At 36.0% G+C, this 22,602-nt stretch carries 16 protein-coding genes; 7 read left to right on the forward strand and 9 right to left on the reverse strand.

The genetic code is table 11. The features are described from left to right. Positions 1-3,696: a DUF6443 domain-containing protein gene (locus tag BUE24_RS04060; protein ID WP_073314141.1), complete on the forward strand. Its 3,696-nt coding sequence runs from the start codon at positions 1-3 to the stop codon at positions 3,694-3,696. A gap of 350 nt (positions 3,697-4,046) precedes the next feature. Further along, positions 4,047-5,336, forward strand: a complete 1,290-nt coding sequence (locus tag BUE24_RS04065) for a hypothetical protein (protein ID WP_073314143.1) — start codon at positions 4,047-4,049, stop codon at positions 5,334-5,336. Between the two features lie 63 nt (positions 5,337-5,399). On the opposite strand, the gene BUE24_RS04070 is transcribed toward BUE24_RS04065, so the two are convergent. The 4 genes from BUE24_RS04070 to BUE24_RS04085 are packed head-to-tail and all read right to left on the reverse strand — an operon-like array spanning position 5,400 to position 10,951. Next, positions 5,400-6,857: an oligosaccharide flippase family protein gene (locus BUE24_RS04070; protein WP_073314145.1), complete on the reverse strand. Its 1,458-nt coding sequence runs from the start codon at positions 6,855-6,857 to the stop codon at positions 5,400-5,402. 57 nt (positions 6,858-6,914) lie between these two features. Next, entirely contained in the window at positions 6,915-8,198 is a 1,284-nt protein-coding gene (locus BUE24_RS04075; RefSeq protein WP_342039414.1) for a glycosyltransferase family 4 protein, read from the reverse strand. A gap of 8 nt (positions 8,199-8,206) precedes the next feature. Further along, on the reverse strand, positions 8,207-10,648 hold the full coding sequence (locus tag BUE24_RS04080) for a YfhO family protein (RefSeq protein ID WP_073314149.1): 2,442 nt from the start codon (positions 10,646-10,648) through the stop codon (positions 8,207-8,209). A 33-nt stretch (positions 10,649-10,681) separates the two neighbouring features. Next, positions 10,682-10,951 carry a DUF4834 family protein gene (locus tag BUE24_RS04085; RefSeq protein ID WP_073314151.1) on the reverse strand — a complete coding sequence of 90 codons (270 nt, stop codon included), beginning with the start codon at positions 10,949-10,951 and terminating at the stop codon, positions 10,682-10,684. A 100-nt stretch (positions 10,952-11,051) separates the two neighbouring features. Here BUE24_RS04085 and BUE24_RS23585 point away from each other — a divergent pair, with 100 nt between their 5' ends. Continuing rightward, entirely contained in the window at positions 11,052-12,701 is a 1,650-nt protein-coding gene (locus BUE24_RS23585; protein WP_084549405.1) for a transporter, read from the forward strand. A gap of 149 nt (positions 12,702-12,850) precedes the next feature. Beyond that, positions 12,851-13,969 (forward strand): GNAT family N-acetyltransferase, encoded by a 1,119-nt coding sequence (locus BUE24_RS04100; protein ID WP_073314153.1) that lies wholly within the window; start codon positions 12,851-12,853, stop codon positions 13,967-13,969. 74 nt (positions 13,970-14,043) lie between these two features. On the opposite strand, the gene capB is transcribed toward BUE24_RS04100, so the two are convergent. From capB to BUE24_RS04115, 3 genes are all read right to left on the reverse strand, one after another. Then, positions 14,044-15,303: a cysteate-C-fatty acyltransferase gene (capB, locus tag BUE24_RS04105; protein ID WP_073314155.1), complete on the reverse strand. Its 1,260-nt coding sequence runs from the start codon at positions 15,301-15,303 to the stop codon at positions 14,044-14,046. A 273-nt stretch (positions 15,304-15,576) separates the two neighbouring features. Beyond that, positions 15,577-16,617, reverse strand: a complete 1,041-nt coding sequence (gene capA / locus BUE24_RS04110) for a cysteate synthase (RefSeq protein WP_073314157.1) — start codon at positions 16,615-16,617, stop codon at positions 15,577-15,579. 82 nt (positions 16,618-16,699) lie between these two features. After that, on the reverse strand, positions 16,700-18,835 hold the full coding sequence (locus BUE24_RS04115; RefSeq protein WP_073314159.1) for a S9 family peptidase: 2,136 nt from the start codon (positions 18,833-18,835) through the stop codon (positions 16,700-16,702). A gap of 136 nt (positions 18,836-18,971) precedes the next feature. Here BUE24_RS04115 and BUE24_RS04120 point away from each other — a divergent pair, with 136 nt between their 5' ends. Both BUE24_RS04120 and BUE24_RS04125 read left to right on the forward strand, forming a co-directional pair. After that, positions 18,972-19,283, forward strand: a complete 312-nt coding sequence (locus tag BUE24_RS04120; protein WP_073314161.1) for a YbaB/EbfC family nucleoid-associated protein — start codon at positions 18,972-18,974, stop codon at positions 19,281-19,283. 49 nt (positions 19,284-19,332) lie between these two features. Then, positions 19,333-19,785: a thioredoxin family protein gene (locus tag BUE24_RS04125; RefSeq protein WP_073314163.1), complete on the forward strand. Its 453-nt coding sequence runs from the start codon at positions 19,333-19,335 to the stop codon at positions 19,783-19,785. 54 nt (positions 19,786-19,839) lie between these two features. Here the strand turns inward: BUE24_RS04125 and BUE24_RS04130 are convergent, their stop codons facing one another. After that, complete coding sequence (locus BUE24_RS04130) at positions 19,840-20,943, reverse strand: OmpA family protein (RefSeq protein WP_073314165.1); 1,104 nt, start codon at positions 20,941-20,943, stop codon at positions 19,840-19,842. Between the two features lie 230 nt (positions 20,944-21,173). On the opposite strand from BUE24_RS04130, the gene BUE24_RS04135 reads away from it, so the two are divergent. Beyond that, a complete protein-coding gene (locus BUE24_RS04135; protein ID WP_073314167.1) occupies positions 21,174-21,494 on the forward strand; it encodes a YegP family protein in 321 nt (106 codons plus the stop codon). Positions 21,495-21,541: 47 nt separating this feature from the next. Here BUE24_RS04135 and BUE24_RS04140 read toward each other — a convergent pair whose 3' ends face one another. Further along, on the reverse strand, positions 21,542-22,579 hold the full coding sequence (locus BUE24_RS04140; RefSeq protein WP_073314169.1) for a threonine aldolase family protein: 1,038 nt from the start codon (positions 22,577-22,579) through the stop codon (positions 21,542-21,544). Positions 22,580-22,602 lie beyond the last annotated feature (23 nt).

Here is a 22,602-nt window from a genome sequence, read left to right on the forward strand (position 1 = left end):
ATGATACAACATATTTCTAAATATATACTGGTTGCATTGCTTTTTGTAGTTGTTACACTACAAGGACAAACCCAAACCAACATTGTAAAAGACGGAAACTATACCGTGACAGGTAGCGAGACTCTGACTGCTACTCAAAGCATTACCTTAAAACCCAATAGCTGGATCAAGTCAGGAAGTACTTTTTCGGCAATAGTATCTGCAGATGCTTATATCGATGTTGCTTTTGATAGTAATGAAAACTATGTGTTTACAAGAGCTTATCAAAGAGCTATGTCATCTAGTACTGGTATTAGTAATAATAGCGATGTAATTGAAAGTATCACTTACTTTGATGGATTAGGAAGACCCAAACAACAAATAGGGATCAAAGCCACTCCAGATAAAGGTGACCTAGTAAATCATATTGGGTATGATCAATATGGAAGACAAGCTAAGCAGTACTTACCTTTTGAAGCCATTGGTAATGCTGGAGAGTATACCGCAGTAGATATCAACACTAATATCAATAGCTTTTACAAAAACAAATATCCTGAGGATTTCACAGGAGTATCTACAGCCAATGTAAATGCTTACTCTGAAAGCATCTTTGAGGATTCTCCTTTAAGTCGTGTTTTAGAACAGGGAGCACCAGGAAAAGACTGGAAAGCCAATCCAAATAGTGACGCTGATCATACTATTAAATTCGACTGGCAAACCAACACCGCTAATGAGGTATTCTACTTTTGGGTGAATTTTCATATGGATAATACCGAGGTTCCAATTCTGGTTAAAGATGGATACTATGGTGCTAATGAACTTTTGGTAACCACGACCAAAGATGAAAACTGGCAACCCAACCAACAACATCCCAATGATCATACCGTCAAAGAATACAAAGACAAACTGGGCCGTGTGATTCTAAAAAGAACTTATAACAACAATGTTGCCCATGACACCTATTATGTACATGATGACTTTGGAAATCTGACTTATGTGATTCCACCAAAAGTAACACTAAGTGCCACCGATGGTGTATCGGCTACAGAGCTTTCTGAACTGTGTTACCAATACATCTATGACTACCGTAATCGAATGGTAGAAAAAAAGATTCCGGGCAAGGATCGGGAGTATGTGATCTATAACAAACTGGATCAACCCGTAATGACTCAGGATGGGTTACAACGTCCTAAAAAAGAATGGCTCTTCACCAAATATGACGCCTTTGGAAGAGTGGCGTATACTGGATTACATGAGCATTCTTTTGTGACCACTAGAGCTGGATTGCAACAAAATGCGTTTAACAACAGTAATCTGGTACAATATGAAACCAAACAAAGCTCGGCTTCGAGTATTGCTGGTACCACCATTTACTATTCGGATAATGCATATCCAGACACCAAGTTGATCTATACCATCAACTATTATGACAATTACACTTTTGATCATAATGTATCTAATCCTGGTACCGTTATGGGGCAAACAGTAAATACTAATGTAGAAGGATTAGCTACTGGTACCAAAGTACGGGTATTAGGAACTAATGATTGGATTACAACAGTAACCTATTATGATGCAAAAGGGAGACCAATCTATGTACATAGCACCAATACCTATCTCAATACGGTAGATATAGTAGAGACCAAATTGGATTTTGCCGGTAAGATATTGGAAACCAAAACCACACATACCAAAGATAGTAATGTTGCTATAGTAACGGTTGACACATTTAGCTATGATCATATGGGAAGGCTGCTTACGCAAAATCAAACCATCAACAACCAGGCAGAAGAACAAATCGTAAGCAATACCTATGATGAGCTTGGGCAACTGGAAAACAAAGATGTTGGTGGTGGGCTACAAGCTGTAGTTTATGCGTATAACATTAGAGGATGGTTAACAGGAATTAATGATGTCAATACTTTAGGTAACAAACTTTTTAGTTTCAAGATCAATTACAATCAGATAGAAGGATTGCACAATGTAGACAAACTATATAATGGTAACATTGCGCAAACCATTTGGAAAACAGCAAATGATAATACCAAAAGATCATATGCCTATGAGTTTGATGCTTTAAATAGAATTACCAGAGCAAACAGCAATAAAGGTAATACCCTAATGACTGGGGATTCATTTAGTATCTGGGGAATCGCGTATGATAAGAATGGAAATATTGGTCGAATTACCAGAAACGGGAATCCAACCGGAGCTGCTACACAAAAAATCGATGAGCTCTATTATACCTATTCTAATAATAAATTAACCGACGTAAGAGAAGCAGTAACTTCTAGTTATAAGAATGAAGGTTTTAAAGATGGCACCAATGCTAACGATGATTTTGAATATGATATCAATGGAAACACGATCATAGATCGTAATAAAAATATTTCTAGCATTACCTATAATCATTTGAACTTACCCACTCAAGTATCTTTTACGAATAACTCGGGATTCTTCCCTACTTTGCTAGGCTCGATACGGTATACCTACGATGCCTTAGGAAATAAACTAAGTAAAAAAGTATCCGAAAATGGAGCCACAATCACTACAGATTATGCAGGCAACTACGTGTATAAATCCAACACTGGACCTGGTGGTTGTGCAGGATGCCCTTCATCTGCTTCTGGACCGGATTTACAATTCTTCAACCATGCAGAAGGATATAGCGAACCTCAAAATGATGGAGGTTTTGCCTATATTTATCAATACAAAGATCATCTAGGAAATATAAGACTATCTTTTGGCGATCAGGATAACAATGGAACTATCAATCCTTCTAATGAAATCTTAGAAGAGAAAAATTATTATCCTTTTGGGTTAACTCATAAAGGATATAATAACATTCAAATAGGAACCAAAAACAACTTCAAACAATTTCAAGGACAAGAATTTACGGAAGATTTAGGTATAAACGTTCACGAATGGAAATACCGAGTAAGTGATCCTACAATTGGTCGCTTTTGGCAAATTGATCCTCTTGCAGAGAAATATAACTGGATGACTACTTATCAATTTTCTTCAAATCAACCTATTCATGCTCCAGAATTGGAAGGTATGGAAAGTTCACATGACTTAAACACCAGGGATGTTGCTTTGGAGGGGGCTACAAAAGAAGAGCGGAAAGCTGTCTTAAAACATCAAACGACAGCTTTCGTTACTGGAGCGGCTGTTAGCGCCGATCTTTATTTTACGAGAGGTACATTTTCAAAAAATTTAATTGAACAGGCTGGTATTCAATTTTCGTTTAATCTGGCTGATCAAATGATAAAAGGTGAAGAAGTAAATTTAACCAAGGCCATAGGCGATGCCACTAGATCTGCCGATTTAGGGGATGCCGGAATCGAAATTGGGTTATCCAAACTTGTTCCAGGATCAACCCTTGCCACCAACATTGTGAATAAAGTTTCATCCTCAATGGTTGACATTACCCTAGAAGGAGGTTTTCAATTAGGAGGTGTTAACAAAGAGGTAAGTGATGTTGCAACTGATTTTACATTTTCAGTCATAACAGATAGAATCAAATCTACTGAGCTACCAAACACCAAATTTAGTGGTAATAATCTTGTCAAAAGCCTTAAAGATAGTCTTATAGATTTTGCATCAAGTGAATCTCAGAAGACCTCTGTAAGTAAGACCAAGATAAGTACTAGTCAGTCCACGGACGAAAGAGAAATCAATACAAAAAAAATCGACAATACTAGAGTAAGATTTTAATTTAAAAATTATTAGAAATATGGTACTTATAAAACAAAAAAAGATTCTCAGTTGCCCCTAGTTTACAACTGATGGTAACTGTTAACGGAAGAATTATGCTTCTCCGCTGGCTCATAGCATATGCTAGTTCGAGTTTGCAACTCGGACTTCCAAACAAGTGAGAAAACAAATATCAAAATACCAAGATCCCTCAGATGTATAATCCAAGGGGTCTTTTTTTATTCAACTCAAAACCCTAAAAAAGTTAACACGTTAATTTTTAGGGTTTTAATTTTTTGGCACGCTGCTTGATACTATAAAAGTGAGCATCAAAAACACAAATCTTTGATACTCCTTTAAAATCAAACATTATGAAAAAATTTGTTTTACTTTTTACAGGTCTTTTGCTAGCCACATTTACTGCTAGCGCATCAGAAACGAATACTAATCCATCCGCACGTTATTATAACTATGGGAAGTCGTTCATCTTTACCGAAGGTGGTGTTGAGTTCTCGGTATATGCAGATGGGCAATTCGACTTTTTCCTTAATGGTCGAAGAGGCGGAGTAAACGTTGGCGTAAATGCCCCTGGAGTAAACATAAGTTTTAATTCTGGATATAATTATGACCCATTCGTACAGTATGATGATTATGGGGCTGTTGTACAGATTGAAGATATTCCGATCTTTTATGATCACTATGGCAGAATCGTACAGGCCGGTGATATCTTTATCAACTATAATCGTTGGGGTCGTGTAGCAAGAGTAGGTGGATTATATGTACACTACAATAGCTATGGTAACTTCTTAAACTGTACTGGTTTTATCAACCGTTTTAACAGACACTATGTATACAGACCTTTCCACGCGTACTTTACCGTACCTGTAGTAAACAGATGTATCGTTTGGGATCGTCCTTATAGAAGATTTTATTCTCCGTTCAGATATTCATATACGGTATATAGAAACAACTATTATAATGGATACTACAGCAGACCTTATAGAAGTCGTAACTATTATAGACCGAATAACAGAGTACGAAGCTATAACAGAGGATATAGAGTATCTAATGCAAGAAATGTAGGATACAGATCTAGAGATAGCAGAACGGCAATGTACAAGAGAAACGATCGTAACTATACAAATAGAAGCAGATCTAGAGCAGTAAATAATGGAAACAGAAATGTAACCAGAAGTAGGTCTTATGACAACAACTCTAGAAATGTGACAAGAAGTAGATCGTATGACAATAACTCTAGAAGTGTAACCAGAAGCAGATCATATAATAATGGTTCAAAAAATGTAACTAGATCACGTACTGTGACCAGAAATACACAAAATGCAACCAGAGCAAGATCTGGTAACAGCACACCTTCTAGAAACAGAGTTCAAACTGCGGATAGAACTAGAAAAGCTGTAGCAGGTAGATCATATAGTAGTAAACCAAAATACAATAGATCTACAAGAACGACGCAAACGCAGAAACCAAAGAGTTATTCAAGAAATCGCTCTGGTAATGTAACAAAAAGATCTCAAAACAGTCAATATAAGAGTAGAGCGACAACGTCGAGATCAAACACAAAAACAAGTAGAAGCAATACGAATAGCAGATCAAGAGGAAACTCAGCACCTAGATCAAGATCCGCTAGAAGTAGAAGCTAGAAAAACATAAATGAATTTTATTTTTTTGGTTGGTTAGTTGGAAAATCCCTCTGAGATGAATGCCTAGGCACCTCGAGGGATTTTCTTTATCAAGTCGTTAATGTCTGGTGATATTTTTAATCCCAAAACCACTAGCCCATACCCTACTCCTATCAATATACTTTTGAGTACAATATTCAAAACTGGATGAAACGAAAAGTTCCAGAAATAAAATCCAAATACAAATACCAAAATCAGCATTAATGCTGTGAGCGTATTTTTAGAAAATGGATGCATTCCAAATTTTTGATAGACTACCCACAGCTTTGCTACATTATAGCAAAACACCGAAGAAAATGTAGCCATTGCAGCTCCGGTAACTTTGTAAATTGGAATCAACCATAGATTAAAACCAAAAGAAAGTATAGCCATGCCTACCCCAATATATAATACCAATCGATAATAATCAGAGTTATAGAGTATCGAATTATTGTTCCCTAAAAGGTTATCAAACAACTTCACGCTTCCTATCAGGATCACTATCCATATGAACAGCTCGTATTGATCGGGTATCATCCCAAAAAGTTCATGCACATTGCAGATGATCAATACCAAAAGTAATCCGCTTGCGATCAAGAGATTTAACGAGCTCTTTTTATATAGAGCTTGTAGTTGATCCATTGCTTTCTCATTAATCAGTTTTGCAGTTAATGGATAGGTGATTTGATGCATGGCCCTGGATGGGATGATAATGACACTAGCGATATAGGCGCAAATCCCATACTTTGCCACATTCTCGATTGGCAAGTATCGCTCAATCATTGTTTTGTCCAGATCGATCAATAAAGTAGCTACCGATCCCGCAATCAAAATCAAAAATGAGTATTTAAAAACACTTTTATAATTCGCAGGTAGGGATATTGTAAATTTTATAGGATGCAATCGGAATGCATAAACCATCATGATTCCTGTTCTAAGAATATATACCGCTACCAACGCATATATAAATTGTTGTACAGAAAGTATTTCATAATACACCAATAGCAACAACAAACAAATACAAATTCGCAAAAAAAGTTCTTTCATTCCATTCCCAAAAACACTTTTCAACTTGACTTTGGACCATGCAAAAAAGACTTCGAAATACGCCAAAGCATAGGCTAAGGCAAAAATCGTCCAGATATAAGGTTGTACGATGGTATTTCCTTCAGAGAAGTAACTTAATAACAAATCATAAAACAGTACTCCTATCCCTCCTAGCACTACAGCAATCGCCAGTGGCATTACCAACATAATGCTCAAAAAACGATCTTGTTCCTTTTGATTGCTATAGGAGGAAAAGAACTTGACCAAAGTGTTGTGCGTACCAAAAGCCATTAACGGCCATATCAAATTGGATACTGAGATAAGATAAGAAACCAAACCATAGTAAGTATCCTCCATAAAATTGGTAAACAAAAACAGCGTATTTACCGCACCGATACCAAAACCAAGGCAGGTAATGATTACATTTTTTATGGATTGATTTACTACTACTCCCATGTATTTGTATCGTACTTAAATTTAGGATTTAGCAATCAGCTATTGACTAGTTATTGCTTATTTTTTTCTTTTGATCAGCTTTGCCATCTCCTGGGTTAACGCTTTTCTACTATATTTTTCGAGATCTTCAGGCTGCGCCACTAAAGCTCCATCCTGATATGCTTTAAAATAGGAAAAAATTGTAGACTTGATATCGGCATACTCGTCATACTCAAAAAACTTTCCTGCTTGGGTGTCATTAATGATCTTTGCGATATCTGCTCCCTTTGGACCTATAGCAACTATAGGTCGCTTTGAAATCATATACTCAAACAATTTACCAGGTATGATACACCTTGTATCCTCACTATCAATTTCAATAAGCAATAAAATTTGCGATTGCCGTTGTAAACGAACCGCTTCACTATGTGAAACATATCCCACTACATCCAAAAAAGGGGACAATCCAGCATCTTTAATAGCAGACAGAACATCATCACTTACTGCTCCTATCAAACGCAACTCAAATTCCTTGGTAAATTCTTGGTCTTCCTCAGTTAACTGCTTCAACGCTTTCCATAAAAGTAATGGATTTCTACCCGACAAGAGTGACCCTATATGAGCAATAGTAAATTTAGTATCCAATGATCCCTCCTCCACTTTTTCTTCATCATAACCATTGGTTACTACAGCAATCGGTTTTTGCGTAATGCCAGAAAATTCATCTCTAGTAGTAAAACTAGTTACCGTAATTTGATCCGCTGTAGTTAGTACTTCTTTTTCAAGCACTTTATGCTTTTGAATGGATTTCTTTGTAAGCTTCAATTTATCATGATACCCAATGGTTGTCCATGGATCTCTAAAATCTGCTATCCAACGCACATTCAATCGTTCTTTAAGCGTTTTCCCTATCAAATGCACACTATGCGGTGGTCCAGTAGTAATAATCGTGTCGATTTCATGTTCTTTCAGATAACCACTAAGATAACTTACAGAAGGACGTACCCAATATTTCCGGGCATCAGGGATAAAAAAGTTTCCGCGTATATACAGCAATAAACGCTGTATAAAGGTTTGCTTTTTTGATCCCGAAATGATTCCTCGACTAATCGTTTTTGTCTCTTTTTTTGAAAATAGTTGTGCAAAACGATAGGGTTCAAAAATCGGACGTCGCAACACAGTAATATCCTCTGGTATTTCTGAAATCAATGTTTCGTCTAGTAAAGGATAGGTAGGATTACTTGGTGTATACACTATAGGTTCGATTCCAAAATCTCTGAAATATTTGACAAACTTCAGCCAGCGTTGTACTCCAGGTCCTCCGGCTGGTGGCCAATAATATGTTATGATCAGAACTTTCAAAATCAGGATTACTTATCTTCTGTGCTTAAAGATAATAAACTACCACTTTTCTTATATTGATAAAACAAACCTCCAAGAATCAACAGTATAAAAATAATCGTACTCGTTAATGTAATTGTACTTCCGGTTTGCACCACCTGTGGTTCGAATTTGAATTCGATTTTATGCTTCCCGGCAGGAACTTTAAGTCCTCTTAGCATATAATCCACTGGGTAAATAGGTTGCAGTTCATCATCGATATAGGCATTCCAGCCTTTTTCGTAATATGCCTCAGAAAACACCATAAAACCAGGGTTTACTGCATACATGTTATACGCCAGATGATCGGGCTCGGTTTTCGAAATAGAAACGGTAGATACACTATCTTTTAACGGAGTAAATCCTTCAAAATCTAACTTAAAATCATTTCTGATCACTGCCACTTTTTTGGTGTCAATCGATCCCAATGCTTCGAACTCTGCCTTATATCCATCAACAAACTTTAACTCTTCGACGAACCAAGCAGGTCCGTTGATTGAAGGATTTTGCTGAGCATCCAAACCTTTTTCACCATTTTGTATGATATACTTTACATTCAGCATGTTTAAGATCTCCAAATTACCTTTTGCCAATTGCCCGTAGTAGATGTCATCCATTTTTCTGGGTCTTACCGCAGAATATCCGTTGATGGTATTGAAAAAGTAATTGGTATGTGAATTGTTAAATCCTCTTGCCTGATCTAGCACACGATAATAGGAATCATCTTTCAGAATCTGTTGATCCACATCTGTAGCCTGAAAAAAGGATTTGTACTCTCTCTTTGATATAAAATTCTCTTCGTTTAAGCTTCGTCGATCTACAGATACCAAATCTACAAGGATTAACACAGCTATTCCTACTAAGGCTATATTTTCTGAAAATTTCTTTTTCAACAACAGCCAAAGTACTCCCGCAGTTAGCAGTATAAAGATTAGTGAGCGTAAACTATCACTCTTCAACAAACTGATTCGATCTTCTACGATAGCATCAAAGATGTCGGGTTGCTCTATGGCAAAACGGGTTTCTGAAGCCGATTTGAAATTAAACAAACTCCCTCCAAACAACCAGAAAATCAAACACAAACCTCCTAAAAATCCGAGAGAGATCAGGAATTTTTTCTGTTTTTCTTCTAAGGAAACTTTATCATTAAACCATCTATGCAATCCAAATACAGCCGCAATAGGGATCAGTAATTCTAAGATCACTTGTATACTAGATACCGCTCTAAATTTATTATACAGAGGAACATAGTCTACAAAAAATCGGGTAACAAACTCCAAATTCTTACCCCAACTTAGTGCCAGTGATAAAATCATGCCCCCTAATAACCACCATCTCAATCTTCCTTTAACCATCAAAATACCCAGCAGCGCCAAGAAGACAACAGTTACACCAAGATATGGAGGAGCTTCTACAAAAGGTTGATCTCCCCAATACAAACGAGTACCGCTAGCATAATAATTTGCTTGATCCCTGGGTTGCCCAAGGGATATTAACTTTTGATAAAATGCAGAATCAGATCCCAGATCTGCCGCAGTACCTAATCCCATAAGCTTTGGTACAAACAAATTGAGCGATTCTAGTTTCCCATAGCTATATTCAGTAATATATTCAAAATCAAGCCCATCATTTTGGGATCCATTGGCTACTGTAGGATCTGCTAGCAAATTCTTTCCGCGGATACTAGTCTTCGCATATTCTGAAGTTGATAATAAGGTGGTTGCATTGGTTGCGAGACCAAGTGCCACTGCTAACACTAAAACACCGATAGACTTAAAAAAATGCGGTACTTCTTTCTTTTTAAAAGCATCAATTAAATACGCTACTCCTAAGACACCTACCAACAAACCGAGGTAATAAGTCATTTGATAGTGATTCGCCTGTATTTCTAAGCCCATGGCCAAGGCAGTGAGTATAGCCCCCCATAAATATCGTTTTTGAAATACCAATAATATTCCGGCCAACACTAAGGGAAAATATGCAATAGCATGAGCTTTAGAATTATGTCCTACCCCTATGATAATAATTAGATATGTCGAAAAGCCAAAGGCTAAAGCTCCAACAATAGCGAGTTTCCATGGGATTCGCATCACCAACATTAACACATAAAAACTCAATAGGTATAGAAAAAGGTAATCGGCAGGTCTTGGTAAAAAACGAATTAATCGATCCAACTTATCCATGTAATCATGAGGAAACTTTGCTCCCATTTGATAGGTTGGCATTCCCCCATAGGCAGAGTTTGTCCAATAGGTTTCTTTGCCCGTTTTAGTTCTATGGTCATTTTGTTGTTTGGCCATACTCTCATAAAGTTTAATATCATTTTGATACAAAACCTTACCACTCATTACAGGGCTGAAATACAATAAGGAAATAACTACAAAACCAAGGATTACAAAAATATGAGGTAAGAATCTTTTTACTAAAGACATGATTTGTGTTTGTTTACTAAATGAAGCGCCAAATTAATCAATTTCCTCATAATCGATGTATTCTCCAACATCTTTGTTTGAAGATTTTGTTTTGGGCTTTTTATCTATAGTAACCTCTCCGTCTGCAGATTGTTGTGCGTGTTGATATTGGTTAAATTGCTGTTGAAATTTTTCTCCAGCTTTCTTTGTTACATATCTAAGCAATAGAGGACCAAATATTCGCGTTAATACCTTTAGGCCATAATATATAAGTAAAATAATGAGGATAACCTTTAATACCCCTACTAATGACGCTTGCTGCATATCATTTTTTTTCAAAAATAGGGAACTCTCTATACAAATACAGTCCTTCAATCCTAAAAAAATGATAAAATCTGCTATATTTGAAGCAAATCTAATGAATATGAGCCCTAGATCTATTCTGTTATTCTTTACCCTCTTGCTGTATGGGCTAACGGCTTCTGCCCAATATACAGATAAAATTAACTCCAATCGTCCTGGTACTTCTCAGGGTGCTTTTTCTGTTGGTAATAACGTACTACAATTGGAAGGAGGTTTTGGTTTTGGCAAAGAAAAACACGAAATTCTGGATACAAAATCAAACATTTTCAGATTTGATTATTCAGCGCGGTATGGGTTACTCATAGAACAATTAGAGATACGATTAAATGGTACATATCGATCAGATGGAATTACCCAAACGGTTGGTGCGAACCGTCAGAAGATAAATCAAAGTAATTTTGAAATCAATACTATTGGGGCCAAATACCTAATTTACGACCCTTATAAGCCAAAACCGGGTAAAAAAGATACGGTACCCGCGAATTATGATAGTTTAAAAAGTTGGAAAGAGCGATATCGTTTTAAATGGAAAACTTTGATCCCTGCAGTTTCTGCTTATGCAGGAGCAAATTTTGTGGCCAAAGATAATCCCTTTACTTTTCCGGGAGACGCTTCTATTAGTCCTAGATTTGTGGTTGCTACCCAAAATAATTGGACCACCACTTATGGAGGCGATTGGGCATTCGTGACTAATTTGATCGTTGACAAAATTACTACGGAAAGTCCCACCATTGGATGGATACTTACTGCAACGCATACGGTTAATAACAAATGGGCAGGTTTTATAGAGTTTCAAGGACAGAAAAGTGACTTTTATAGTGATAACCTCCTGAGGCTTGGTGGTGCCTATCTATTTGATCAGGATTTGCAGTTTGACGCAAATATTGCCTTTAATTTTAAAGACACCCCCTCTGTTTTCACTTGTAGTTTTGGAGCATCTTATCGATTTGACTGGCATAACAAGGATGAAATTATAGAACAACCAGGATTAGAAAAAGGAGTAAAAGAAGACGAATCTGAAAAAGATGAAGAAGGAGAAGATGAAGAAGGAGAAGATGGAGATCTTGATGAAATCGAAGGCACAGAAAACGATAGTTTGAAACTCGACAGAACTCCGTTTATTAATGACTTTGAAGATGATAGTTTTAGAGAAGCCATTGAAAAAGATCTGGACGAGCGCCGAACCGAAGAGCGTTTGGAACGTGAGCGTATCGAAAACGAAAAAATTGCCAAAAAAGAAGGTAAAAAGCTTAGAAAGGAAGAAGCCCGTCGTTTAAAACGCGAAGCAAAAGCTGCCAGAGAAGCAGAAAAAGCAGCTATTAAGGCCGAAAAAGAAAAGCAAAAGATGATTGATGATATCGATGCAGAACTTGATAAAATGGAACAGGAGCAAGGTGTCGATGATGAATTGGACGATATAGAAAAACAACTCCAGGAATTGGAGAAGATGGAAAAAGAGTTTGATGAAGAAGAAAAGAAAGAGCAAAAAGAAGAAGTTAAACCGAAGAAGCCTGAAAAAGAAGAAGTAGAAGATGATATTGATGTAGATGCCGAATATGAAAAGTATCAACGGGAACAGGAAAAAGCTCGAAAAGAAGAAGAAAAACGAAGAAAAAAGGAGGAAAAACGCAGACAAAAAGAAGAAAAGAAGCGTAAAAAAGAAGAAGAAAAGAACAAAAAAGACGAAAATAACGATGATCCCGAAGAGTAAAATAGCTCTTCTATGCTAAGAGAATATTCTGTGCTTGTCTAGCCTAAAGCTAGAAACCGAAAAATACTCCATACGAACTTTATCATGTATTCATGATATTTGATAAAAGGGTTATATATTTGCGAAGAATTTGAGATGACATATGATCTATGATTACCATTAAAGAAGCTACCTCAAAAGGAGATTTAACAACCTTTGTTAAGTTTCCTTTTGAATTATATAAAGATTCCCCCTACTACGTTCCCTCTATCATTAAGGAGGAGTTGGATGTAATGAATCCTAACAAAAACCCTGTTTTCAAAAATGCAGATGCTAAATATTTTCTTGCTTTCAAAGGAGAGCGGATTGTAGGTAGAATTGCAGCTATCATCAACTGGATTGAGGTCAATGAACAAAAAAAGCCTAAAGTTCGTTTTGGTTGGTTTGATGTAATCGATGATATCGAAGTAACCAAAGCCTTAATAAATAAGGTTAAAGAATTTGGAGCTCAACACTCCCTAGAATATATGGAAGGCCCTGTCGGCTTTTCAAATATGGATAAGGCAGGAATTCTTATTAAAGGATATGAAGAATTAAATACGATGATCACTTGGTATAATTATCCTTATTATGCAGATCATATGACGGAGTTAGGTTTTGAACAAGCAGCAACCTGGGTCGAATACAAAATAAAAGTTCCAAAAGAAACCAAAGAAAAGGTAGTCAAATTTGCAGAGGTAATTAAGAAACGCTATCAACTTAAACTTTTAAAATTTAAGAAAAGTAAAGAAATACTAGCATACGCTGATGATATGTTTGACCTACTGAACAAAACATACAGTAGTCTGCAAACTTTTGTTCCTATACAGCAGTATCAAATAGACATGTATAAGAAAAAGTACCTCCCCTATTTGAATCCCGATTACATTACCTGTATTGCAGACAAAACAGGAAAACTTATCGCTTTTGCTATTGTTATGCCTTCCTTTTCCAAAGCCTTGAAGAAAATGAATGGTAAAATTTATCCTTTACGATTTTTGCATATCTTAAGAGCGCAACGCAGAAATGACACCGCTGCATTTTATTTGATAGGAGTTGACCCTGAATATCAAAACAAAGGAGTTACTGCTTTGATTTTTAAAGAGATGAACGAAACTTTTATTCGTAATGGAATAGAAACTGTTGAAACCAACCCCGAACTAGAAGAGAACAAGGCGGTTCAAGCCCTATGGAATGGATATGAGCACGAACAACACAAAATGAGAAGAACATTTAGAAAAGCATTATAAATATAAAATTAACTTCATAAAAAAATCCACTTTTTATAAGTGGATTTTTTTATTGGTATATATTTTTAGATCTACTATTCTCCCATAGCTGCAGCTACCTCAGCAGATACTCTTTTGTACGTTCCATTTTCTAGTTGTTCTCTAATAGCAGAAAACGCATTCAAGGTTTCCTCAATATCTTCCATAGTATGCGAGGCTGTAGGAATCAATCTCAGTAAAATTAATCCTTTAGGTATCACCGGATACACTACTATAGAACAGAAAATTCCATGATTCTCTCTTAAATCTTTAACCAGAGCCATCGCTTCAGGAATACTTCCTTTTAAGTACACCGGAGTTACACAACTTTGGGTGGTACCAAGATCAAAACCTCGAGACCTTAATCCATTTTGAAGTGCATTTACATTCTCCCATAATTTTGCTTTAAGCTCAGGCATAGTTCTAAGCATATCCAAACGTTTTAGTGCACCAATCACTAACTGCATTTGTAGTGATTTCGCAAACATTTGTGATCTTAAATTATATTTTAAGTAATCAATGATTTCTTGATCCGCAGCGATAAAAGCACCGGTACTTGCCATTGATTTTGCAAAAGTTGCAAAGTATACATCTATTTGATCCTGAACCCCTTGCTCCTCACCTGTTCCTGCTCCAGTTGCACCCAGTGTTCCAAAACCATGAGCATCATCCACAAAAAGTCTGAAATTATACTTTTCTTTTAAGGCTACAATTTCCCTTAATTTACCTTGCTCACCACGCATACCAAAAACACCTTCAGAAATCAACAAAATACCTCCTCCGGTTTTTTCTGCCATTTTGGTAGCACGCATTAAGTTTTTCTCAATACTTTCAATATCGTTATGACGATACGTATATCTCTTACCCTGGTGCAAACGAACACCGTCAATAATACATGCATGAGCATCTACATCATAAACAATAATATCGTCTTTGTTAACAAGAGCATCCACGGTGGATACCATTCCTTGATATCCAAAATTCAATAAATATGCCGCTTCTTTACCTACAAATTCTGCTAGTTCCTCTTGTAGTTGTTCGTGAAGATCAGTATGACCACTCATCATTCTGGCCCCCATAGGATAAGCAGAACCATACATAGCGGCAGCTTCTGCATCTACCTTACGTATTTCTTCTCTATTGGCAAGCCCCAAATAATCATTAATACTCCAAGTAATTACCTCTCTTCCCTGAAACTTCATTCTATTTGATATAGGACCTTCTAACTTTGGAAAAACAAAATATCCCTCTGCCTGATCTGCCCATTTTCCTAACGGTCCTTTGTCTTTATAAATCTTATCAAATAAATCTCTCATCTATCAAAAATTTGTTTCTTTTAAGTCTGCGAAAATACGGAAAATTGATTTTATGACATAATAATATTCCAATTCCCTTACACAATATGCTATTTTCTCAATTTCTCTCAATCTAATGGTCTAAAATAACTGTTTTTCAGCGAATTTTAACCTAATTTTTCCTACAATATAAAAAATTAAGTATTGTCTAACTTTTTATTCAACTAGGGTAAATCGCACAAAAAAAGCATCCAACATAATAATTAGATGCCATTTTTATTATTTTATCTTTTATTATTTGACGAATTGCACCTTGATCGCATCAGCTTCATTCTTACTATCAAAAAAGCCTTGTTCTGTCATCCAATCGTCACTAAAAACTTTACTCATATATCTTGAACCGTGATCTGGAAGAATAACAATCACATTGCTATCTTCATCAAATTCTCCTTGTTCTGCTAATTGTTTTAATCCCTGAATGGCTGCTCCACTAGTATACCCAAGAAACATCCCTTCTGTTCTGGCCAATTCCCTAGCAGTATGCGCACTATCTTCGTCATTTACTTTTTCAAACTTATCTATTGCTTCAAAATCTGTAGCCGTGGGAATTAAGTTTTTTCCTAGTCCTTCAATACGGTAAGGATAAATCTCATTCTGATCGAATTCTTTAGTTTCATGGTATTTCTTCAATACCGAACCATAAGCATCAATTCCTAAGACACGGATGTCCTCATTTTGTTCTTTTAAATATCGTGCTGTACCAGAAATTGTTCCTCCTGTACCACAGCACGCTACAAAATGTGTTAACTGCCCGCTTGTTTGTTCCCAAATCTCCGGACCTGTAGAGTTATAATGTGCATCAATATTCGACTCATTGAAATATTGATTGATATATACCGAACCTTTAATTTCTTCATGTAATCTCTTGGCTACCTGATAATAAGATCTTGGATCGTCTGCACTTACATGAGCCGGGCATACATATACTTTAGCCCCCATGTTTTTAAGCATTGCAATTTTATCTTTAGAAGATTTAGAGCTTACTGCCAGAATACACTCATACCCTTTCACAATACTTACCATTGCCAGACTAAACCCAGTGTTCCCACTGGTGGTCTCAATGATAGTATCTCCTGGTTTAAGTATACCTTTTCTTTCTGCTTCTTCTATGATATATAATGCAATTCTATCTTTGGTAGAGTGTCCAGGGTTAAACGATTCTATTTTGGCATAGAAATTACCCGGATAACCTTGCATGATTTTATTCAGTTTTACAAGAGGGGTTTTACCTATAAGTTCTAAAACATTATTGTAAGCCTGTATCTTTTCTCTCATATAGTTGTATTTAACAGGTTGATGGAAATGGGGTTCCATGTACTGTTATAAAAACGGTACGAAGGTACATTAAATTTTTCAATTAATCTTTTATACCTTCTAAATCTAATAAAAATGCATATTCTTCTGCTACTTCCTTTAGCGCTTCAAATCTACCTGAAGCACCGCCATGACCAGCTTCCATATTAGTATGCAATAACAATAAATTATTATCAGTCTTTAGTTCTCTAAGCTTTGCTACCCATTTTGCAGGCTCCCAATACTGTACCTGAGAATCGTGCAGTCCTGTTGTTACCAGCATGTTTGGATACTCTTGTGCAATAACATTATCGTATGGTGAATACGATTTCATATAGAGATAATACTTTTTCTCATTAGGATTTCCCCATTCATCATATTCTCCAGTGGTAAGAGGAATACTTTCGTCAAGCATTGTTGTTACCACATCTACAAAAGGCACTGCTGCCACTACTCCATTATAAAGATGTGGTGCCATATTTACCACTGCTCCCATTAGTAATCCACCAGCTGATCCTCCCATAGCATACAAATGATCTTTTGAAGTGTAACCGTCTTTGATTAAAAACTTGGAACAATCTATAAAATCTGTGAAGGTATTTTTTTTCTCAAATAGCTTACCGCTTTCGTACCAATTACGACCTAGATATTCTCCTCCTCGCACATGAGCAATAGCAAAAATAAACCCTCTATCCAGAAGACTCAATCTCACAGTAGAAAAGTAAGGATCTACAGTAGAACCATAAGAACCATAAGCATATAATAATAAAGGATTACTACCATCTTTCTTTATGCCTTTTCTATACACCATAGAAATAGGAACCTTGGTTCCATCTGATGCTGTGGCCCAAACTCTTTCTGAAACGTAATTGTTTTTATCAAACTTTCCTCCAAGCACTTCTTGTTCTTTCTTAACATCTTTTTCCTTGGTTTCCATATCAAAATCGATAACAGAATTAGGAGTGGTTAAAGAGTTATAAGAATACCTTAAAATTTGAGTGTCAAAATCAGGATTTGTACTTACATAAGCCGTATAGGTTTCGTTGTCAAAAGGGAGATAATAATCAACGTTTCCATCCCAACGTTTGATATTAATTTTATTCAAACCATTATTACGTTCACTAATTACGTAATAATCCTTAAAAATTTCAATATCCTCCAGCAAGACGTCTTCCCTATGTGGTATTACCTCTTTCCAATTATCTTTTCCGGTATCACCTTCTTCGACCTTCATTAATTTGAAGTTCTTAGCATTATCTGCATTGGTTAATACGTAAAAATGATCATCATAATGTGCTATTCCGTATTCCAAACCTCTTACTCTAGGCTGAAACACCTTAAATTCTCCCATAGGATCATCCGCCTTAAGAATTCGATACTCTGATGTTAAGGTGCTACTAGAACCTATTACTAAATATTTTTTTGATTTTGTTTTGTACACAAAAGTGTAAAAGGTATCGTCTTCTTCATGAAATACTTCTACGTCTTCGGATACCGGCGTACCTAAAATATGTCGGTAGATTTTATCAGACCTTAGCGTCTCTTCATCCTTTTTAGTATAAAACAATGTTTTACTATCAGCTGCCCATGTACTACCACCAGTTGTAGTTTCTATGACCTCTGGGTATACTTCTCCCGTTTCCAGGTTTTTGATTCTAATATTATATTTTCTTCGGCTTACTGTATCTACTCCAAAAGCGATTAATTTATTATCTGGGCTTACATTAAGACCGCTCATTTTGAAATAGGGATGCCCCTCTGCCTCTTTGTTACAGTCAAATAGAATTTCCTCTGGTGCTTCTAATGAATCCTTCTTTCTAGCATAAATTGGATAATCCTTACCTTTCTCAAATCTTGTGATATACCAATACCCATTCAGTTTGTAAGGAACAGATGCATCATCCTCTTTAATACGGCCTTTCATTTCGGCAAAAAGATCTTTTTGAAAATCTTTGGTATGAGCCGTCATCTTGTCATTATAGTCATTCTCTCTTTCTAAATAATCAATAACCTCTGGATTTTCTCTTTCATTTAACCAAAAGTAATTATCGATTCTCACATCTCCGTGCTTTTCGAGATGTGTTTCTATTTTTTCGGCTGTTGGATATTGTGTCTTTGTTTCCAATGCGGTATTTGTATTTTTTTTACATGAAGTTGCAAAAATAATCGAAAGTAAGCAGATAACACTCAGACTTTTCATCTATTTCTAATATTTATGAGGAGATAATTACAAATTAGAAGACAAGAATCTATAATTATTCATTTGGTCATTATCTCTTGGTTTATTAACCGCCAAAGTACTAATTTTGTTTTTATAATTTTTAAAAATATACGATATGTTTGGAGATATGATGGGAATGATGGGCAAGTTAAAAGAAGCTCAAAAAAAAATTGAAGAAACCAAAAAGCGCTTGGATACTGTGATGGTCGATGAAAGTAGCTCGGATAACTTACTTAAAGTTACACTTACTGCCAACAGAGAGTTGAAAAGTATTAACATAGCAGATGAGTTATTAGAAGATAAAGAACAACTAGAGGACTATCTTATTCTTACCTTAAATAAGGCAATCCAAAAGGCTACAGAGGTAAATGAGAGTGAACTTGGAGCTGCTGCCAGAGAAGGCATGCCAAATATCCCGGGGCTTTAATTTTTTACGGAATAATTTTTGTTACTTAGTAATTGCAAATAAAATTATTATGGGATCAAAATACTTGTGTATATGTCTTTTTTTGGTAACACTTCTATCTTTTGGACAAAACAGCAAAAGCGATACATTTTGGGTGTACAACCTTGAAGAAGCTAAAGAAATTTCAAAAAAAGAAAATAAAAATATTGTTTTATATTTTGGAGGAAGCGACTGGTGTAGACCATGTATGATGTTACAAGAAGATTTCTTTGATGACTATAAGTTTACAACATATAAAAAAGCCTTTGTTTTTTTATATGTTGACATTCCAAGAAACCGAAATCTATTAACTGCAGAACAAAAAGAAGAAAATTATAAACTTTTGGAAGCGTATAACAAGAAAAAGACTTTCCCATTAGTTAGTATTCTAAATACAAAAGGGAAAGTTCTTGAAGAGCTGTCTGGATATAGTTCGCTACGAGATCCGAAATATCATTTTGAACTATTAGAAAAATATAATTAGAAAAAGCCTGGTAAAGATACCAGGCTTTTTTATTAGCATACTGCCCCCTTAGACTTACTGAATTAATCTAAATTCGGTTCTTCTATTCGCAGCATGTTCTCTTTCTGTACAGCTAACTCCATCTGCACATCTGTTTTTTAATCTTGTTTCTCCATATCCGTTAGCAACCAAACGACTTGCGTTTACTCCTTTTCCTATTAAATACGTAACTACGGACTGTGCTCTTCTTTCAGAGAGCTCTCTATTGCTAGACTTTGAACCTCTAGCATCTGTATGTGATGCGATTTCCATTTTTGCGCCAGGGTTATTAGCCAGAACAGGCATTAAACGTGTATCAATGATATTTTTTGCCTGAGTGGTTAATGTAGCACTTCCTAGGTTCCAATTAATTGGTAGTGCAGAATACTCTACCAGAGAACACTCAACTTCTCTCCAGGTAGTCAACCCTCCTTTTTGAGTTAAAACTTCTTTGGTTACTTCTTCATAAGTAGCAGGAACAATTACCTCTTCGGTATAAGCATCCTTAACCAAAACGGTTTTTTTGATTGTTCCATATTCTGCGGGAATCTCTACTTCTACCACTTTTGCCGGCTCTACCAAAACTCTTTTGGTATAAGTACCACTTTGTTCTGCAATGGCAGAGCTCGTAGTACTTGCATCTGAAGCTAATGTTTTGGTTGGAATTGTAGTATATTCTGCCGGATATCCTTTATAACACCAATAACGACAATCGTCTGGGTTACTAGATGCACAATCAGGCGCTGGAGCTCCTAGTTCCCATTGAGCATAGGCAGGTTTAATTTCGACAGTTTCAGAATCATTCCCTAATTTTGCAGGAATAATTCTCAACACATTAGCTCCTTGTTTCTTTACAAAGGTTACTGTTCTTGTTTCATACTTTGCAGGAACAACCGTAAGTTTTTTGGAAGCTTCCTTAATTACCACTCTCTCTGTTACCGTTTCGTAAGTAGCCGGAAATGTTTTTAATTTTTTGTACTCCGGTGTTATTTGAACTTTTACTGTTTGATTTTCGTATACATCTGGAGTAGTACAGCGTACATAACACTTACCCGGTTCTGGGTTTTGAGGTAAATCTTGTTGAGCTTGTATTAAACTCACTGAAAAAATAAAGCATACCCCTAAAATAATTTTTCTCATAGTTGATGGAATTTAAATTTATTTAGTTAAAAACTTTAACAAATTTAAGAGCAGGGCGAAGCTTTATCTTTTTTTGATCTTTTAATAAAACCAAGGATTTCGACAAGTTGTATTTTTTATCGATAAAATGTTAATTAAAAATCTCTGCTTCCTCAATTTTATATTTTTCTTTCTCCATTTTATTATATAATTTTAACGAAAGCTTAAAAATTAACTAAAAAACTGACAGTATGTTTGAACTCAAAAATAAGGAAGGGGCTTCATATCATTTTACCTTAAAAGCTAAGAATGGGCAAGTTATCTTAAGTAGTGAAGTATATAACAGCAAAGCCGCGGCTGAAAACGGAATCGCTTCTGTACAGAAAAATGCATCTGATGATGGTCGTTATGAGCGTAAAACTGCTAAGGATGGTAGATTTTTCTTCAACCTTAAAGCGGGAAATGGTCAAGTAATCGGAAGCAGCCAAATGTATTCTTCTGAATCTGGAATGGAAAATGGAATTAATTCTGTAAAAGAAAATGCTCCCGGAGCTGACACAAAGGAAGCATAATTTTTTAAGTGTTTTTTAAATAACAATTCATTAGAAAAAGCTGTTCATTATTGTTGAACAGCTTTTTTTATGCTATGATTAGCCAGTAATTCTAAAAAATATTCGTGCTGCTGTTGGGTATAGTCCAAATGGGTTACAAAACGTAATTTCCCTTGCCCCATTCCGTAAAAATAGACTCCTTTTGTCTCCATTTTAGAAACAAATTCATTCTCATCGCCATCTATTGTAAAAATAATGATATTAGTATCAATAGGCTCTACTTGCTTTACAAAAGGAAGTGTTTGAAGCACCCCTCCTATTTCTTTAGCTTTTTTATGATCTTCTGAAAGGCGGTTCAAATGATTATCTATGGCATATAAACCTGCTGCCGCCAGATACCCTAACTGTCGCATCCCGCCACCAAGAATCTTTCTCACCCGTATCGCATTATCCATGTACTTTGCGTCTCCAACCAAAACCGATCCAACAGGAGCACCCAAACCTTTACTTAAACAAACCGAAATAGTTTCAAAAACCTCACCATATTGCAATGGAGATTCATTCTTTGCGATCAATGCATTCCATAATCGAGCTCCATCCAAATGGTATCCAAGATTATTCTGAGCACATACCTCTTTTATTTTTCTGATTTCTTCAAAATCGTAACAAGCACCACCTCCTTTATTCGTTGTATTCTCGATACAAACCAAACTTGTTAATGGGCTATGATAAAAATCTGGTGGGTTGATAGAAGCTTGTACTTGATCAGCGGTGATCATCCCTCTATGTCCATCAATAAGTTTACAAGACACTCCACTATTAAATGAGACCCCTCCTCCTTCATAGTTGTAAACATGCGCATATTTGTCGGCGATAAGCTGTTCTCCTGGTTGTGTATGTAATTTAATCGCTGCTTGATTAGCCATACTCCCCGAAGGAAAGAACAATGCCTTTTCCTTACCAAACATCATGGCTATTCTTTCCTCAAGTTGGTTAATCGTAGGATCTTCTTTGTATACATCATCCCCTACTTCTGCATTCATCATCGCATCGAGCATACCGGCAGTTGGCTTGGTCACAGTATCACTTCTAAGGTCTATTTTCATATTTATGCTTTAGAAAAGTATAT

Origin of the sequence: Aquimarina spongiae, assembly GCF_900141785.1 — a bacterium.
GTDB classification, from domain to species: Bacteria; Bacteroidota; Bacteroidia; order Flavobacteriales; family Flavobacteriaceae; genus Aquimarina; species Aquimarina spongiae.